This is a genomic window from Aquimarina latercula DSM 2041 (genome assembly GCF_000430645.1).
GTDB lineage: Bacteria > Bacteroidota > Bacteroidia > Flavobacteriales > Flavobacteriaceae > Aquimarina > Aquimarina latercula.
Genome location: NZ_KE387185.1, coordinates 1151471 through 1168187 on the forward strand (window position 1 = coordinate 1151471; position 16717 = coordinate 1168187).

Here is a 16717-nt window from a genome sequence, read left to right on the forward strand (position 1 = left end):
TTTAAAGATGTATGGTCATTACAGGTAACGTTGAATGATTGGTGACACCTTCAACAATACTCTTGGAAAACAAGCTTAAAAAACCAGTCTTGCCATGAGTGACCATTGCTATTAAGTCTATTGGATTTTGCTTTATAAAAGTATTAATGCCAGCTTCTACAGAGGGCTCATTATAAACTGCCATTGAGTAGTCATTTAATTCTGGGTACTTGCCCAATAGCTGTTCTATAGGATTTAAACCAAGTTTTATGCTGTTAAAATCTGTCTTGGTATTTATTCGTAATAAATGAATGCGAGCATCACATTTTTTTGCAATAGATATTACCTGACTAAAAGCCTCACTTATATCTTCCTCGAAATCTGAAACAAATACAATATTTTTGAACGGGAATGTTACATCTTCATCTTTTACCACAATTACTGGCGCATTTGCTTTTCGAACGATTTCTTCTACGTTACTACCTGTTATTTCCCTGATAACGCCTTTGGTTCCGCTACTGCCGGTAATGATGAAATCGTGATGAAAATGACCAGAATGTTCTAAAATATCTCCTTGTCCAGCATCATATTGAAGAAAAGTGCGACATTTAAGTCCACTACGTTCTGCCTTTTTATCCAATTCTCTTAGAGCGGACTTGGCAATTCCTATTTTCTTTAATGTTTCTGGATATCGCTTTTCTTTTTGTTTATCCAATTTAACCCAGTCCACAGGTGTTTTCATTAAATGCAAAAAATGTATCTCTGCATCGTAACGTTTAGCTATTTTGATGCCAAGATTTGCAGCTTTTACACAGTTTTCAGAGAAATCGGTGGGTACTAGTATATTTTTCATTTTTTTATGTTTTAATTATTTAAATTAATTGACAGATATTTCATTTCCAGAGGGGATTTCTTTGTCAAAACAACCCAAATTATATATTGTCGTTTCTGCAATATTTGTTAGTGCTGTTTCGGTTAAGAAAGCCTGGTGGCTAGTAATCAAAACATTGGGGAATGTCATTAACCGAGCAATGACATCGTCTTGTAATATATCTTCGGAATGGTCTTCAAAAAACAATCCTTCTTCCTCCTCATACACATCGATGCCGAAATACCCAATCTTACCAGATTTTAATCCTTCAATAACCGCCTTGGTGTCCACAAGACCACCTCGGCTTGTGTTAATGAGCATAACTCCTTCTTTCATTAAAGCGATATGTTCTTTATCTATTAAGTGCTGAGTTGATGGTGTCAATGGAACGTGCAGGCTAATTATATCTGCTTGCTTGCAGATAGTGGTACAGTTGGTATAAATGACATCATATAAATCTATCAGATTCTTATCTTCAGCAACATCTTGAGCTAATATCTTACAACCCAAACCATGAAGTATTTTTACAAGTACTGCACCTATTTTTCCTGTTCCAATAACACCTACTGTTTTACCATTTAGGTCGAATCCTGTGAGTCCGTTCAGTGAGAAATTTTGTTCTCTAACTCTATTGTGTGCTCTAATTATTTTTCGGTTTAGGGCTAAGATGAGTGCCAGAGTGTGTTCTGCAATAGCGTATGGCGAATAAGCAGGAACACGAGCCACTTTCATATTCATTTCAGCTACTTTTTCTAAATCAACGTGATTGAACCCTGCTGAACGTAGGGCGATATACTTAACACCAATCGCACTTAATTTTTCAACGATATGCGCCGAGGCATCATCACCTGTAAATAGGCTAACGGCTTCAGAGCCTGTTGCGAGAATAGCTGTTTCTTTGGTCAAACGGCTTTCCAATAGTTTTAATTCGTGTCTACTATTATTTGCCTTTATCAAATAAGGTTCTTCAAATTTATGTGTACTGAATATGGTTGTTTTCATTATTTTCATTTTTAAATTCCTAATTGTATTAAAATGTAGACTATCCCGACAAGGATAACAGTTCCAAAAATTAGCATCACGAGTTTCCCCGTTTTTTTAGAGCCTTTGAAATAGGTAATCCCAAGTTTTACAATCATATTACTTATGGTGGCTGTTATAATGACATTGGTTGCCAGTGCGAGTTTTTCTTCCAAAGACCCAAATTTTGCCATACTAATAGTTATTGCATCGGTGTCTGCCAATCCCGCAATGAGTGCCGAATAGTATAAACCGCTTTCGCCAAAAAATTGATTTCCATAAAAAACGGCAAACAGGATAATCACATAAATACCACCAAACCCAAGGGCGTTCCAAATATTGAGAGGATTGCCAAGGTTGATAGCTGTTTTTGGGACATCTGTATTCTTTTTGATGAATAAGAGTGCACTTACCAAACAGATAAGGGTAAGAATGGTAAATGGAATAACTAAATAGGAAAGTATGGCACTATTGAAAATATAGGCCAGAATAGCGAGTCTGGGAAACATTATGGCAGAAGCTATAATGATACCGGCAGCATATTCTTTTGAAAGTTCTGGCGATTCCTTACTTCGGGAAGCATATATCCAAGCTACAGCAGTACTTGAAATCAATCCGCCTAAAATCGCGGTGAGCAAAATACCACGTTTAGAACCTACATATTTTACAAGAAAGTAGCCGATAAAGTTCAGAAAAGAGACAATCACTATAATTGCTCCAATCTCAAAAGGGTTTAATAAACCTTCGGGTCCATAGTCTTGATTTGGTAAGAAAGGCAAAATAAGAAGCGCGATAATTGAAAACTTTATAAAGGCAAAAAGCTCTTCTGAAGTAATATTCTTTATGAATGTATTGAAGGTGGTTTTTAACGATAACAGAGTAACCACTATAACTGCGGTGGCAACTGCTTCTTTATGCAAATGATTAGCAACCATAACACCTAAAATTAACGTAGCGAACAATGCCATATTGGTTGTTATCCCCGTCATTAGGTGTTTTTGCACGATAGAAAGATGACTCAAAGCCAAAAACAAGAGAAATGCTGCCCCAATAATAATGACCAACCAAGGTGTGTAAGCTGTGGTAAGGTTTCCTAATATAAAACCGATGATTGCCACAATTGGGAAGGTTCTTATGCCTGCAAAACCTTCTTCCTCTTTCAACTTGTCGTACTCACGTTCCAATCCAAGGATCAGACCTATACCCATACTAATGAGTAATCCAATGATAAAAGGGTTGATATTTTTAAAGGCCTCTGTCATGACTACTTTTTTATTGCTTGGTAGGGTTAAAATCGCTAACTGTTTGATACATTTCTTGTTATTTTTAAACTTTGACCGATGTGCTTTTCTTGGACGATATCTTTGACAATGTCTTAAAACCAATTCCTTCTTTTAACTTTAAATCTGATTTAGTTTCTTTAAGACCCACCTCCAAAGGGTAATTCTCAACAACTAAACGCGCCATTAAGTAGCACAAACTGGATTCTGCACCTTGATTTATATTAATATTATCTTCTTCGAGACCATCATAACAAGCGCCATTAACAGGATTGTACATAATTTGTTTGAGATGGTTATTGCCTAAAAACCAACTAAATGCGGTATGAAGCTGTTTGGCGTATTTCTTTTTATGGGTAACTCTATAAAACAGGTCCAATGAAAGAATGGTATAAGCCACCTCAATGGGTTGTTCACCATGAAAGGTACGTTTGTTTCTTTTGTGAAACCATCCGTCATTAGAAATGACTTTAATTTGTCCTTTCATAAAATATTGTGACAATAAAAAGTCAAAAGTAGTTTCGGCAACGTCCTTGTATTTTTTATTTTTTGTGATAAGCCACGCATATAAAAGTGCTTCTGGTAATATACTATTGGCATAGGTCAGGTAATCTTCAAACCATTCCCATTTTTTATCACTGGTAATATTAAAAATGCGCAAGAGCTCTTCGGCCAATGTATCTGCTAACTGATTATATTGGGTTTTAGGCTCATTTTCTTGATAATAATAAAGTCCTTTTAATATAAAGCTAATGGCTCGTGGGGAATTAAAATCTGCTACATTTTGTATGACGTTCTTAAAACAGTTTTCTGCTTTGGCTACTAAACTTTTTGGTAGGTTTTCCGTATCAGACAACACATAGCCAAGCGCCCAAATGGCTCTGCCATTGGAATCTTCCAGGTTCACTTCGGTATTCTGAACAGTAAATTGCCCTTCAAAATCCACATAATTATAGAACAGTCCATCGTCCTGTTGGCAAAACACAATGAAATCCATATAAATTTCAATGAGTCGCAGGACTTTGTCCGTTCTTTTTTGCTTATAATACATAAGCATTGCTATTAGCGCCCTCGCATTATCATCAAGCGTATAACCAAAAGACGTGTCCGGGACACTAAAATTTGAAAATTGAAGCATCCCAAAGTCAGTAGTCATGTCTTCAATATGGTCTGTTTTTATGGGTGGCAAACTAAAATCCAAAGAATCATTGTGTTGCAAATAATCCTGAAAAATATCGGAATAGGAAATGGCTACATTTTCCCAACTAAAAGCACGCATTTTAAGAAAGGCGTTTTTTCCCATGGATGTTGCTATTAGCGGTTGTTCCAGCAAATCGATAACAGCGTTACTAATTTCTATGGGATCTTCAAAATCATTCAATAGAATACCAGTACTGGGATCAAGACATTCTTTGGAATGGGGAATAGGTGTGGATATAACCGGGTTTCCGCAACTCATGGCGTAAGCAAAAGTACCACTAACGGCCTGGTTGGGGTCTTTAGATGAAAATAAGTAAACATCGGATAAGGATAGGTATTCCAGCAACCTGGTAAGTTCCAAATATTCGTTTATAAAAATGACATGGTCCTTAATGCCCAAGTTATCGACTATTTTTAAAAGCGTATCTCTATATGTTTCGCCTTCTCTCTTTAGTATTTCAGGATGTGTTTTGCCTAAAACCAGATAAACTGTGTTAGGGAATTTTTGGAGTATTTTTGGCAATGCACGGAGTGCTGTTTCTATATTTTTATTCTCACTTAATAAACCAAATGTAGATAGCACATTTTTATTTTGAAAGCCATATTTATTTTTAAGACGTTGTTTTTCTTTCCACAGCACAATATGGGTGCCATGGGGTATGACAGCTATTTTGTTAGTATCAATATGATAATCAATTTCTAGTATTTCTGCGGATTTGTTTGTGAGTACAATCAGTTTCTCGGAAAGATCATCCAACGCCTGCATTATTTTAGTTCTTTTTTTATCAGGATTGGGAAGAACCGTATGAAACACACAAGAGATTGGGATGTCTAACTTAAGAAGGAAAGCCACTAAATGGCTACCGTAGTCACCTCCAAACAGCCCAAACTCGTGTTGTACACAAACCATCCCAATATCGTCCCTTTCATTTAACTTATTAGCTACTTTGAAAAAGGAACTTAACTCTTGGGCATCTATTTTATATGTAACTTCTTCTGGATAATCATTAGCGTCGCAGCACTCATTTTCTAGTGCACACACCTCGATTTGCATTGTAGTACCAAAGCCTTTTTTTAGGGATGTAATTAAATCTTGTGAAAAAGTAGCAATTCCGCACTCGCGTGGAGGATATGAGCAAACGAATAAAATTTTATGATTTTTCATGATATAGCTGTTTTTTTTAATTCATTTAATAATGCTTTCAGGCTTACTTTGGCTACAGCCGTATGCTTGTCGGCCGCTCCATAATAGATATGGAGGTCGTCCCCGAACAATGCCGTACCTGTTGGGAACACCACGTGGTTTACTACACCTTTCAGTTCCCACTCCTCTACCGGGGAAAATAGGGGATAGGGCAATCGTCCAATTACTTTTGAGGGGTCATCAATATCCAGTAATGCAGCGGCGGCGTGATAGGTCTTTCCAACGTGGGTTTCACAAACTCCGTGGTATATCATCAGCCAACCATCTTTTGTTTGTATGGGAGGGCATCCGGCACCGAGATAATTCACTTCAAAATCAAATAGGGGATCCATGAGGATATGATCATGAAGGTTCTTTATATGATCTTCCCAAAACTCTTTGGTAAGGTCTTCCCATTTTTCAAACTGTACTATTTGTATTCCTGGCCATATACGGTGGAGCATTACAAATTTACCATTGATTTTTTTTGGGAATAAGACAATGTCCTTATCCCTCAGATACCTATGTTTTTCATCTACCAATCCAATTTGTGCAAACAAGTTGTAGTAATAATAATACTTAGGATTCAATCTTTCCTGATTACAATGCTCCAAATGGTATTTATATTCATTGTAGGTAATGAACGGTGTGATTATCCCCTTTTTCTCAAAATGTTTCAGGTCTTTTGAAGTTGCCAAAGCACCCATGGCATTGATGCCGTCATAAGCTGTATAAGTTAAATAATAGATATCTTCAATTTTAACAATACGAGCATCTTCCACACCATGTTTTTCATAATCAAAATCACGAGTTATTAACGGGCTTGATTTCCTTTCTATGAGATCTAAATGCTCATTGGTTTTGGCATATCCAATGGTGGAGTAATTGCCATCTTCCACCGCACGGTAAAAGATATGCACCTCTTCACCTTCTTGAAATATTCCAGGGTTTAAAACCCCATTGCTCTCAAATTTCAATTTAGTGGGACTGAGCAGTATCCCTTTTTTCTCTATGGGTATTCTGGTATTAATTTGATGTGTATGTTCCATATTGTAATATTTATTTGGGGTCTTCCCTGTTGTATTTGTCCTTTAGCCTGACAATATCGTTTTCATCAAAATTTCCAAAAGAAATTTCAAGGATACTTACCGAAGAATCAGATGTTTTTATTTGATGTACGGTTTCCTTCGGGATAAAAAAATCGTCCCCTTTCCGGCCAACTTTTATTTTGTCGCCAATTACGAAACTTCCCGTTCCATCCATTACTCTCCAGAATTCCTCCCTGTTATGGTGAAACTGTAGGCTTAGCTCTTCGTTTGGATTGACCGTAAGTATTTTTACGGTGCTTATTTCATTATGGGTAAAGCGTTCAAAGTTTCCCCAAGGTCTTTCCTCTGTGTATGTTTTCATTTTTCTCGTTTTTGTTTACCAAATAGTTCTAAAAGTTCTTTCAACTCTTTATTTACTTCATGCTGTTTGACCACTTCTTCAAAAGAAGTAAAGTGTAATTGATTGTTTAAAACACCAGCCATTACGTTGCTTCTACCTTGTAAAAGGGCGTTTACAGCAGCAACGCCGAGCCTAATGCCCAACATTCTATCTAAAGCAGAAGGATTTCCACCTCGTTGTACGTGGCCAAGCTTGGTAATACGTAAATCGACATTGGGATTGACTTCCTTTATTTTTGAAGAAACGAGTTCGGCACCTATTTCATCGCCTTCAGAAACTACGATTAGAAAAGCATCCTCACTGTCGTAATTTTTTACTTTATCCAATAGATACATAAAGTCCGTATCGCTTTCTGGAATTAGTATGGCATCCGCACCAACCATTAGTCCTGAATGAATGCCGATGTAACCTGAATCCCGTCCCATTACTTCCACAATAAATACCCGATTGTGAGATTCGGCAGTATCCCTTATTTTATCAATATTTTCAATGGCTGTGTTTACTGCGGAATCAAAACCAAGGGTATAATCCGTACCTGAGATATCATTATCTATAGTGCCAGGAATGCCTATGAACGGAATGTTGCATATTTCTGAAAAAGCGAGTAGTCCTTTAAATGTGCCATCACCACCAATGGCAATCAACGCATCTATTTTGTTTGCGTTTAGGGTTTGCAAGGCTTTTTTTCGACCTTCCAATTCCAGAAAACGTTTGCTTCTTGCGGTCTTTAGGATAGTGCCTCCTTTTTGGGTCAGTTTTTGTAATTCGTGCGACTTTAATTGAACCAAGTCACCGTCTATCAATCCTTCATATCCTTTTCGAAAACCACTTACTTTTATACCATTTACTTCCGCAGATTTTGTAATAGCGTATAATGCAGCGTTCATTCCCGGACTATCACCTCCAGAGGTAAATACACCTATATGTTTTATTTTATTTGTGCTCATTTGATATTGTTTTTTGTAATTTTTTATCTGAAACAGAAAAATCTTGAATTGTATCCCATACAAATTCTGCTTCTTTTAGAAAGAACTGATGGTCACCCTCCGTAGAGATAGCAGTTTTTACGTTTGTAAATACCCTCGACAAGTCTATGGCATTCTTGAGTGGTGCGGTAGTGTCTTTTGCTCCGTGGATGAAAAGCACTTTTCTATCTCTAATCTTTCTTGCAATCCTGTATAAATCTGTTTTTAGAATTACCCTCGTAAGCGAATAATAATAGCTCTGCCAATGATGTTTTTTTGCATCTTCATAAACATCATCCGTGAGGTTGTCTGGTTTAAATGCACGCGACATAAAAATGGGATGAATCATACAGATGTATTTAGAGAATTTGCTTGTTGATATCCTATCCACAAAGGAATGTGAGGACATAACTTTCTTAAATTCATCTGCATCCTTATAAACAGGTATTCCAATAAAAATGCCTGCTTTGAACCAATTTGAGTGTTTTTCCAATAGGGCCATTGAAATTATAGCACCCATTGAATGCCCTCCTATAATCGTTCTTCCATCATTGAATCCTTCTTTTTGTAAAACCAATTCTAAAGCTTTTAGTTGAACTGAAAGCGAATAATCATTTTGTGGTTTAGGTGAATCACCAAAACCCAGAAGGTCTATTAATAGCAAAGTGTGTGTATTTGAAATACTTTCTAAATTGCGTTTCCAATAATTCAGCGAGCCTGTTAAACCGTGCAATAAAACGAGTTTACTTCTTCCAGAACCTACTATTTCATAATTTAAGAGTGTTTTGTTGGCATCATAATCTGGGTGCTTAACAATCTTATAATGTTGATATCCTGCTATAGCGACAACAGGAAAAATGAACAATATGGATATTAGAAGTAATGTCATATTTGGTTATTTAAAGTTAACATCAGTTTTATCCTTAATTAAGACTGGGGCTTTCCCATAAAACCTATTAAAAACCATACAAGCTGTAAGGTCACCCGTTACGTTTACAGCAGTCCTGAACATTCCGAGTAATCTTTCTACACCAATAATAATGATGATGCCTTCGGCTGGTATACCGACACTTCCCAAAACAGAAGCGAGTATCACCACACCACCTCCTGGAATTGCAGGTGTGCCAATGGAAGCAGCAACGATGGTAACGATGACCACAATAATGTTTAGTAAACTCATTTCCAATCCATAGGCTTGAGCTATGAATAGAGTGGTTATGGTTTGATAGAGTGCTGTTCCATCCATATTGACGGTGGCGCCTATGGGAATGATAAAATTGCTAATAGTCTTGTCTACTTTTAGTTCTTCCTCGGCTGTTTGAAGAGAAAGTGGCATCACAGCAGCAGAGCTTGTGGTTGAAAAAGCCAATAATTGAACATCCCTTATTTTTTTAAGGAAATGCATAGGGTTTGCTTTTCCCAGAAGAACAATCAGCCCTAAATAGAAAATTACCAAAAACAACAGACCAAGCAGGACAACAACTACATAGTAGGTAAGACCAGATAGAGAACTCAAACCAACACTAGAGGTAAGCTGCGCCATAAGACCAAAAACGGCAATAGGCACTAGAAGCATTGACCATTTTACCACCGTCATACAGACTTCCTGAATAGCACTTAAAAGAAGCTTTACTGGGCGCAGTAAAGCATTTTCAAGAGATAGCACAGCTACACCAATAATGATTGTGAAAATCACAATACTTAACATTTCACCACTTACCATTGATGCCAGAGGATTTTCAGGAAGCAGGTTAGAAATGGCATCTGGAATCGTTTCGATTCCGAAGGATAGTTCAGCACTTTCACTATTGGTTGCGGTTACATCGTTATGTTCTACTAAAGATTGTTGATGTAGAAAACGTCCAGGTTTGAATAGTTGTGATAGTATAACTCCGAGACTAACCGAAACTATGGTAGTGCCCAGAAAATATAATAATACGCCACCACCTAATTTCTTTAGACTATCCTTATCATTACTGGCGATTCCTGTGATGATGGAAGCCACAATCAATGGAATCATAATCATCTGTACCAATTTTAGAAATAAGACACCAGGTAATGCCAACCAGTTACCTAGAACATCTGCAGTTTCTTTCGTTATCCAGCCATTTTGTGGACTCAATAGCAGACCAAATCCAACACCCAAGAATAGGGCAATGATAACTTTTAGCCATAGACGACTTTCTACCAGTTTTAAAAGGTAGTGATTGAGTGATTTAAGTGATTTTATCTCCGTATCAAACATTTTTTGTTTTGTTAAGCAATATTAATTTTTGAATCCAAATAAACACTTTGTACCAACCTCAATAGCTCTACTCCTTCACCAAAAGGCCTTTGGAAAGCCTTTCTTCCTAATATTAGTCCTGAGCCTCCTGCACGCTTATTAACTACTGCTGTTGTAATAGCTTCGGTTAAATCCGATTCACCTTTGGAACCGCCTCCTGAATTTATCAGTCCTATTTTACCCATATAGCAATTTGCGACTTGTAATCTGCACAGGTCAATAGGGTGGTCGGTAGTGAGGGTTTTATACATATCATCATCATATTTTCCGAAGCCTATCTCTTTAAAACCAAAGTTGTTTACAGGTAACTTTTGCTTAATGATATCTGCTTGAATAGTTACACCCAAATGATTTGCTTGCCCTGTAACATCAGCAGCTGCGTGATAATCTTCTTTTTTAGTTTTAAAAGCTTCATTTCGGGTATAGCACCATAGGATGGTGGCCATTCCCAAATTATGTGCTTCTTCAAAAGCTTCGGCTATTTCCTTAAGCTGTTTGTTACTTTCCTGTGAGCCAAAATAAATCGTAGCTCCTACGGCAATTGCTCCCATATCCCAAGCCGATTTTACCTTTCCGAATAGCGTTTGGTCATATTTATTGGGATAGGTAAGCAGCTCATTATGGTTAATCTTTACGATAAAAGGTATTTTATGGGCATATTTTCGCGCATTCAGTCCCAAAACACCAAAGGTGGAAGCCACACCATTACAACCTGCCTCAATGGCGAGTTTTATGATATTTTCCGGGTCAAAATAATCCGGATTTTTATAGAATGAGAAAGTAGCACTATGCTCAATGCCTTGGTCTACAGGAAGGATGCTCAAGTAGCCTGAGCCACCAAGATTTCCGTGGTTGTATAATTGGTTAAGGCTTCTAAGTACCTGTGGATTTCTGTTACTATTTGTAAAAACCTTATCAAGATTTTTATCACTTGGTGTCTGCAATTCATCTTTTGTTATTTTTTCACAAATATGATTCAAGTAGAAATCAGCTTTTTCACCAAGGTTTTGTATTATGTTTTCATATGTACTCATAATTCTATTTTTTATAGCTTCCTTATATTAATTTTCATTTTTCACATAGAAGTATTTTACAATATCCTTCCATAGTTCAGTTACCTTAACATCGTTGAAACCAGCTTTTATTAAATTCTGTTTGGTTTTACGATTAATGTTAGCGCCCATAATATTTAGTGGTATGAAATTGAACCAATCCATTAGTTTGCCTAACACTTTACCATTACTTCTAACGTGTTCCAACATAATAAGCTGGCCATTTGGCTTTAGCACTCTTTTAATCTCTTTTAAACCTTTTACAGGATCTGGAACAGAACAGAATACACAACTTGTAATCACGGTATCGAAAGTGTTATCTTCAAAGTCCATATTTTGCACATCCATTTCAAGGAAATTGATTTTGAGCGGACTATTCTGATACTTTGCTTTGGCTTTTTCAAGCATTTTTTTACTAAAATCAATTGCAGTTATGTCAATATTTTCGGGATAAAAAGGAATGTTTTTGCCCGTTCCAACGCCAACCTCCAAGGTTTTACCAGTTGCTTGTGACACTATCTCCTTTCGCCATTTAGCAAAACCACTTGTTCCCATTGGTCTTTCTAATGAGTCAAAATATTTGGCTATTCTGTTGTAGCGATTTTTTATTTTTCTATTGTTGGACATTCGTATTTCTTTATGCAATAGATAAGCTTTGATTTGTTTTCAAGATGGATTTAGCCCCATCTGTTTCAATTCCTGTAAGTGCCCTAATAGCATCGATAGTTTCAGGGATAACAATGGCCTGGTTATCGACCACGTATGCATAAAAAAGTTCGTCTCCCTGTACTTTAAGCATATCTTCCCAAAGAGCCACTTCGTACATATCGCCCCACGGTCTTCCCATATCCAAGAACATTTCTTTAATGGTATTGTTTGAAACTAGACCTTGGTCATATTGAATTAGTTTAATACGGTTAGATGTTTTAAGGGCGTTAAGCACTTCCTCTTTTGTGGCTTGTCTTTTCAACTTCACATTCCAATAGTGCATATGGCTTAAGGTTTCAGGTACTTTTACTGCAGAAGTGACGACATCTAAATCAGAATCAACAGTTTGGGCATCGGGTCCTTGATGACTGGGAATATCTCTTTCGGGAACCATTGTGTTCATAATACCGCCCAAATGACTTTCCCAAGGGTCTGTAGCCCTTCTTAAAAGTGTTCCCCTTGCATAGTCTAATAAATCAGCTCTTTTTAAAGCGGTCAAGGTTCTTAAAATAGACGTGGTATTACAAGAAACAACTCTTGTAGCATCCAAGTTTATAGCTGATTGATAATTATTTTCGGCACTAAAGGAATGCCCTGTGGTTTTGTGTTTTTCGCCTCCTTGAACAATAAATTTTATGCCTTTTGCTTTATAGATTTCTACATTTTTAGCGGCTATGTTTTTTGGCGTACAGTCCACTACCAAATCAGCTTTTTTCAAAAGTTCCTGCATACTTCCTTTTACTGAAATTCCTTCAGACTTCATTTTATCAGCTGCTTCTTCAGTGGCTGCGTAGATATCATACTCTTTTCTAACGGCGTTTTGTATGCGCCAATCGCTTATGATATCGCAAACACCTGTTAGTTCCATATCATCCTGTAGTGCAATTGCATCAGCAACCCTTTTACCAATGACACCATATCCTATTACTGCTATTTTTTTCATTGTTTTACTATTTTATTTGTTATTATTTTTTTTGAACTTTTAATTAAAATGATTGAACCGATTATTCCTGCAATAAGAGAGGAAAACAGAATGCCGATTTTTGCCGTATAAATGAATTCTTCATTTACAAAAGCCAATTCATTGATGAACAAAGACATTGTGAATCCGATTCCTGCCAGAAAGGCGACACCATATAGTTGATTCCAATTTACTGCATCGGGTAATTTGGCTAGTTTTAAAGCCACAAGTAGCCTTGAAATTGATACAATGCCAATGGACTTTCCTAAAACTAATCCTGCGCCAATACCTAAACTAATGGGATTGAGTAAAACCTGACCAACTTCACCGTGCAAGTGAATCCCTGCATTTGCCAACGCAAAAAGAGGCAGCACTAAAAAGCTAACAATAGGATTTAATGCTTTTTCTAGCTTTTGAAGAGGTGTTTCTGCTTGGGAACTTGTTGACTTGATTTCTTCCAGTATTTCGAGTTGCTCACTAGAAATGAGTGCTCCTTTTACTGGTTTTATTTTCGTAAAACGTGAATGAAGCGTACTTAAACGTTTTAGAAAAGTATCTTCCTTAATTTTTACACGTCCTGGAATAGCAATAGCTGTCAGTATACCGGCAATAGTAGGATGAACTCCAGAGAAAAAGAAAGCCAACCATACACCACCTATCCCTATAATGGCATAAAACCAAGTTTTTCTGACGCCTGCATAATTGCCAATTATCAATAAGCCGAAGAAAAGTAGTGCGTGGAACAAATCCATTGTTGAAATGCCCGATGTATAAAAGAGCGCTATCACCAAGACACCTCCCAAGTCATCAACGATTGCAAGCGTTACCAAAAATACGCGCAGAGCTACGGGTAAACGCTTTCCAAAAAGTGCCAATACACCCAAAGAAAATGCAATATCTGTTGCCATAGGAATGCCCCAGCCTTGAGAAGCTTCACCTGTGGTATTAAATAGAAAATAAATAAAGGCAGGAAAAACCATGCCACCTACGGCAGCCCCAATAGGAAGTACAGCATTTTGAAGAGTTGAAAGCTTTCCGCCCAATATTTCTCTTTTTAATTCTAGTCCTACTTGAAGGAAGAACAATGCCATCAGCCCATCGTTAATCCAAAGTAACAGCGGTTCAGTAATTTCAAAACGGCCTATGGTAAATGAGATGTTAGTTTTCATTAAACCGCGGTAGATTTCTTGCCAAGGTGAATTGGCCCATACCATTGCAATGATGACCGCAATGAGAAGTACAATACCTGTGTTGTTCAAGCCTTTTGAGGTAGCATTGAATACACTATGAATTCCACTATATGTTTTAGTTTTCAACATTATCGGGTTATATTTTCAACTTCTTCTTTATTATCTATTTTAAGTTTTGTTTGTTGACTAACGGTTTGTGGCTTAAAATTTCTAATAATCAGGCGGTTGCTCTTTTCATAAGTGAAATAGCTTACCGCCCAATTAAAACCAACCATCAATCTATTTCTAAATCCGCTTATGGATAATAAGTGTACAATTGACCATAAGAGCCAAGCGAAATAACCTGCAAATTTGAATTTGCCCAAATCAGCGACTGCCTTACGCTTTCCTACAGTAGCCAAGGAACCTTTATCTTTATAGTGAAAAGGTTCTATGTGTTTGTTTTTCATAAGCCTCAACAAGGATTCACCAAGATATTTGCCTTGTTGAATCGCTGTTTGAGCCACCTGTGGATGCCCTTTTGGTGTGTTTTCTGTAATCATAGCCGCTATGTCGCCTATGGCAAAAATGTTTTCAAAACCTTCTACTTTTAAATAGGAATCGGTTTTAATCCGGTTGCCTTTTACTACGTGTTTTTCTTCTACACCTTTTGGGAATTGACCTTTTACGCCAGCTGTCCAGATTAGGTTTTTTGCTAAAATTTTCTTTCCATTTTTTGTGGTAACCTGCGAGCCATCATAGTCACTTACCGACTCATTGAATAGTACTTTTACATTCAAGTCTTTCAAATACTTTAAAGTTTTTGATGATGCTTTGTCTGACATTGTGCTTAACAACTCCTCATTAGCTTCTATTAAGTAAATGTTCATAATGGAAGAAGGGTACTCTGGATAATCCTTCGGTAGAATGTATTTGCAAAATTCAGCCAAAGCTCCTGCCATTTCTACGCCAGCGGGACCACCTCCAACGATAACAAAATTTGTTAGGGCATCCCGTACATCATCATCGCAGGTAATGGCTGCTTGTTCCAGGTTTTGCAACATCATATGACGAATGTTCAGGGAATCGCGAATATCCTTCATTCCCAAACTGTTCTGGGCTACGGAATCCATTCCGAAAAAATTGGTGGTCGTACCAGTTGCAAGTACCAAATAGTCGAAGTGAACTTTTCCTTTTGAAGTTATTAGTGTATTTGATGAGGGTTGAATTTCCTCGACTTCGGCCAAACGGAACACTACATTTTTATAGCCCTTAAATTGTTTTCTAAATGGAAAAACAATGCTGTCAGGTTCCAAGGCACTTGTTGCCACTTGATAGAATAAGGGTTGAAATTGATGGAAGTTATTTTTATCGAACAACACAACTTGTACCTCTTTGTGTTTCAATTTTTCTATCAATGCCAGACCAGCAAATCCACCACCAATGATAACTACGCGAGGTAGATCAGAATCTGGAAGGCAGATATCATCCATTACCTTGCAGCTAGAGTTATTTGTGCTATTATTTGCGTGTTTGACATTCATATTTATTTTTTTATTATTGGTGTTGGCAATAGTTTACTTTACGCCCTTGTCTTTTACAATCATTACTGAACATTTGGCGTGTGTTGCCAAATACTGGGAAACAGAGCCTAATAGAAAGCGTGAAAATGCTCCCTGCCCTTGAGAGCCAACTACGATTAAATCGGCATCCCAATCTTCAGCTTTTTCGAGAATGGCACTTTTGGGCAGTCCACTAACAACATTTGTGGTTATGGTGAGTGCCTTGTTTTCAGCTTTGATTTTATCGGAAGCTTCTGAAACGATTTTGTTTCCCAATTTTTGAGCGTTACTTCTAATTTCTTCTATGTAATTTCCTGTCCTTCCGCCCATAGTATGCAACCCCAAACCGGTTGTTTTAGGATATTCATATACATTTATAATGTAGATTTCAGTATATGACGGTAATGTCATTTTATTGAGTTCATCTACAGCAGCTTTGCTAAATTCTGAACCGTCTATTGCTAACACTATTTTCATCATTTAAATGTTTTATCAATTATGTTTATTATGCTTTATTCTTACTTATAAAATCTTGGGCATCTTCTTTAGAAGCGAAATAAAAAACACTTCCGTTGCCTTTGTCCTGAACAATAACTGCCGAAGCTTTATCTACTTTTTTATCATTGAGTGGATTACTTCCGAAGCGGACATCATCTATATTTTTCTGTAATTTTTCAACACAACCTTGACAACACCCGAAGTAAGTTGTTCCATCTACATCTATAGGTATTTGTTTTACACCCATAAATCTGTCGTTTACCATACAGACTTTTTCATTTGGTACGATTTCATAAGTTACTTGAGAAGAAACAGTTGAATTCGTTTGAATGGGTTTTGTTTTTGTGACTGTTAGTGTTGCTGTTTCAGCCTTTTGTTTTTTCTTGTCGGAACATGAAATAAATATTAAGAAGGCTACTAGTAGGACTAGAATGCTAATGGACAGTTTTAATATTCTTCCGATTGGGTTTTCTGCCGTTAATACTATAGTTTTTTGGTTCTTTTGTTTGAATGATCTTTGTTTCATTTGTTTCATT

At 37.0% G+C, this 16717-nt stretch carries 16 protein-coding genes; all 16 read right to left on the reverse strand.

Translation table 11 applies throughout. The annotated features are described in order from the left end of the window. Position 1 precedes the first annotated feature (1 nt). The 16 genes from H526_RS0123015 to H526_RS31215 all read right to left on the reverse strand — a co-directional run bounded on the left by H526_RS0123015 (position 2) and on the right by H526_RS31215 (position 16707). Positions 2-832 (reverse strand): universal stress protein, encoded by an 831-nt coding sequence (locus H526_RS0123015; protein WP_025740773.1) that lies wholly within the window; start codon positions 830-832, stop codon positions 2-4. A 24-nt stretch (positions 833-856) separates the two neighbouring features. Beyond that, positions 857-1852 (reverse strand): 2-hydroxyacid dehydrogenase, encoded by a 996-nt coding sequence (locus H526_RS0123020; RefSeq protein WP_025740772.1) that lies wholly within the window; start codon positions 1850-1852, stop codon positions 857-859. Between the two features lie 11 nt (positions 1853-1863). Then, positions 1864-3132 (reverse strand): MgtC/SapB family protein, encoded by a 1269-nt coding sequence (locus H526_RS0123025; RefSeq protein WP_025740770.1) that lies wholly within the window; start codon positions 3130-3132, stop codon positions 1864-1866. A gap of 64 nt (positions 3133-3196) precedes the next feature. Beyond that, positions 3197-5515, reverse strand: a complete 2319-nt coding sequence (locus tag H526_RS29925) for a glycosyltransferase (RefSeq protein ID WP_025740768.1) — start codon at positions 5513-5515, stop codon at positions 3197-3199. Next, the gene (locus H526_RS0123035; protein ID WP_034228646.1) at positions 5512-6582 is read right to left on the reverse strand and encodes a glycoside hydrolase family 130 protein; all 1071 of its coding nucleotides are present in this window, start codon (positions 6580-6582) and stop codon (positions 5512-5514) included. The genes H526_RS29925 and H526_RS0123035 overlap by 4 nt, the downstream gene beginning before the upstream one ends. 10 nt (positions 6583-6592) lie before the next feature. After that, positions 6593-6943 (reverse strand): phosphomannose isomerase type II C-terminal cupin domain, encoded by a 351-nt coding sequence (locus tag H526_RS0123040; protein WP_025740765.1) that lies wholly within the window; start codon positions 6941-6943, stop codon positions 6593-6595. Continuing rightward, on the reverse strand, positions 6940-7929 hold the full coding sequence (locus H526_RS0123045; RefSeq protein ID WP_027395170.1) for a 6-phosphofructokinase: 990 nt from the start codon (positions 7927-7929) through the stop codon (positions 6940-6942). Before H526_RS0123045 ends, H526_RS0123040 begins: the two co-directional genes overlap by 4 nt. Continuing rightward, on the reverse strand, positions 7916-8836 hold the full coding sequence (locus H526_RS0123050; protein WP_025740762.1) for an alpha/beta fold hydrolase: 921 nt from the start codon (positions 8834-8836) through the stop codon (positions 7916-7918). The genes H526_RS0123045 and H526_RS0123050 overlap by 14 nt, the downstream gene beginning before the upstream one ends. Positions 8837-8842: 6 nt before the next feature. Continuing rightward, positions 8843-10192 (reverse strand): dicarboxylate/amino acid:cation symporter, encoded by a 1350-nt coding sequence (locus tag H526_RS0123055; RefSeq protein ID WP_025740760.1) that lies wholly within the window; start codon positions 10190-10192, stop codon positions 8843-8845. A gap of 11 nt (positions 10193-10203) precedes the next feature. Beyond that, a complete protein-coding gene (locus H526_RS0123060; RefSeq protein ID WP_025740758.1) occupies positions 10204-11265 on the reverse strand; it encodes a class I fructose-bisphosphate aldolase in 1062 nt (353 codons plus the stop codon). A 27-nt stretch (positions 11266-11292) separates the two neighbouring features. Further along, positions 11293-11910, reverse strand: a complete 618-nt coding sequence (locus H526_RS0123065) for a class I SAM-dependent methyltransferase (protein WP_025740757.1) — start codon at positions 11908-11910, stop codon at positions 11293-11295. A 10-nt stretch (positions 11911-11920) separates the two neighbouring features. Next, the gene (locus tag H526_RS0123070; RefSeq protein ID WP_025740756.1) at positions 11921-12934 is read right to left on the reverse strand and encodes a type II glyceraldehyde-3-phosphate dehydrogenase; all 1014 of its coding nucleotides are present in this window, start codon (positions 12932-12934) and stop codon (positions 11921-11923) included. Next, complete coding sequence (gene nhaA, locus H526_RS0123075) at positions 12931-14268, reverse strand: Na+/H+ antiporter NhaA (RefSeq protein ID WP_025740754.1); 1338 nt, start codon at positions 14266-14268, stop codon at positions 12931-12933. Before nhaA ends, H526_RS0123070 begins: the two co-directional genes overlap by 4 nt. Positions 14269-14270: 2 nt before the next feature. Beyond that, positions 14271-15665 carry an NAD(P)/FAD-dependent oxidoreductase gene (locus tag H526_RS0123080; protein ID WP_025740753.1) on the reverse strand — a complete coding sequence of 465 codons (1395 nt, stop codon included), beginning with the start codon at positions 15663-15665 and terminating at the stop codon, positions 14271-14273. A gap of 33 nt (positions 15666-15698) precedes the next feature. Continuing rightward, a complete protein-coding gene (locus H526_RS0123085; protein WP_025740751.1) occupies positions 15699-16160 on the reverse strand; it encodes a universal stress protein in 462 nt (153 codons plus the stop codon). 28 nt (positions 16161-16188) lie between these two features. Then, a complete protein-coding gene (locus H526_RS31215; RefSeq protein WP_152537361.1) occupies positions 16189-16707 on the reverse strand; it encodes a hypothetical protein in 519 nt (172 codons plus the stop codon). Positions 16708-16717: the final 10 nt, after the last annotated feature.

Excerpts from the sequence above, each read along its gene's own strand:
- H526_RS0123020 (WP_025740772.1), bottom strand. The coding sequence starts at position 1,852 with ATGAAAACAACCATATTCAGTACACATAAATTTGAAGAACCTTATTTG.
- H526_RS0123060 (WP_025740758.1), bottom strand. The coding sequence starts at position 11,265 with ATGAGTACATATGAAAACATAATACAAAACCTTGGTGAAAAAGCTGAT.
- H526_RS0123015 (WP_025740773.1), bottom strand. The coding sequence starts at position 832 with ATGAAAAATATACTAGTACCCACCGATTTCTCTGAAAACTGTGTAAAA.
- H526_RS0123050 (WP_025740762.1), bottom strand. The coding sequence starts at position 8,836 with ATGACATTACTTCTAATATCCATATTGTTCATTTTTCCTGTTGTCGCT.
- H526_RS0123045 (WP_027395170.1), bottom strand. The coding sequence starts at position 7,929 with ATGAGCACAAATAAAATAAAACATATAGGTGTATTTACCTCTGGAGGT.
- H526_RS0123025 (WP_025740770.1), bottom strand. The coding sequence starts at position 3,132 with ATGACAGAGGCCTTTAAAAATATCAACCCTTTTATCATTGGATTACTC.
- H526_RS0123070 (WP_025740756.1), bottom strand. The coding sequence starts at position 12,934 with ATGAAAAAAATAGCAGTAATAGGATATGGTGTCATTGGTAAAAGGGTT.
- H526_RS0123085 (WP_025740751.1), bottom strand. The coding sequence starts at position 16,160 with ATGAAAATAGTGTTAGCAATAGACGGTTCAGAATTTAGCAAAGCTGCT.
- H526_RS31215 (WP_152537361.1), bottom strand. The coding sequence starts at position 16,707 with ATGAAACAAAGATCATTCAAACAAAAGAACCAAAAAACTATAGTATTA.
- H526_RS0123035 (WP_034228646.1), bottom strand. The coding sequence starts at position 6,582 with ATGGAACATACACATCAAATTAATACCAGAATACCCATAGAGAAAAAA.
- H526_RS0123055 (WP_025740760.1), bottom strand. The coding sequence starts at position 10,192 with ATGTTTGATACGGAGATAAAATCACTTAAATCACTCAATCACTACCTT.
- H526_RS0123065 (WP_025740757.1), bottom strand. The coding sequence starts at position 11,910 with ATGTCCAACAATAGAAAAATAAAAAATCGCTACAACAGAATAGCCAAA.
- H526_RS0123040 (WP_025740765.1), bottom strand. The coding sequence starts at position 6,943 with ATGAAAACATACACAGAGGAAAGACCTTGGGGAAACTTTGAACGCTTT.
- H526_RS29925 (WP_025740768.1), bottom strand. The coding sequence starts at position 5,515 with ATGAAAAATCATAAAATTTTATTCGTTTGCTCATATCCTCCACGCGAG.
- H526_RS0123080 (WP_025740753.1), bottom strand. The coding sequence starts at position 15,665 with ATGAATGTCAAACACGCAAATAATAGCACAAATAACTCTAGCTGCAAG.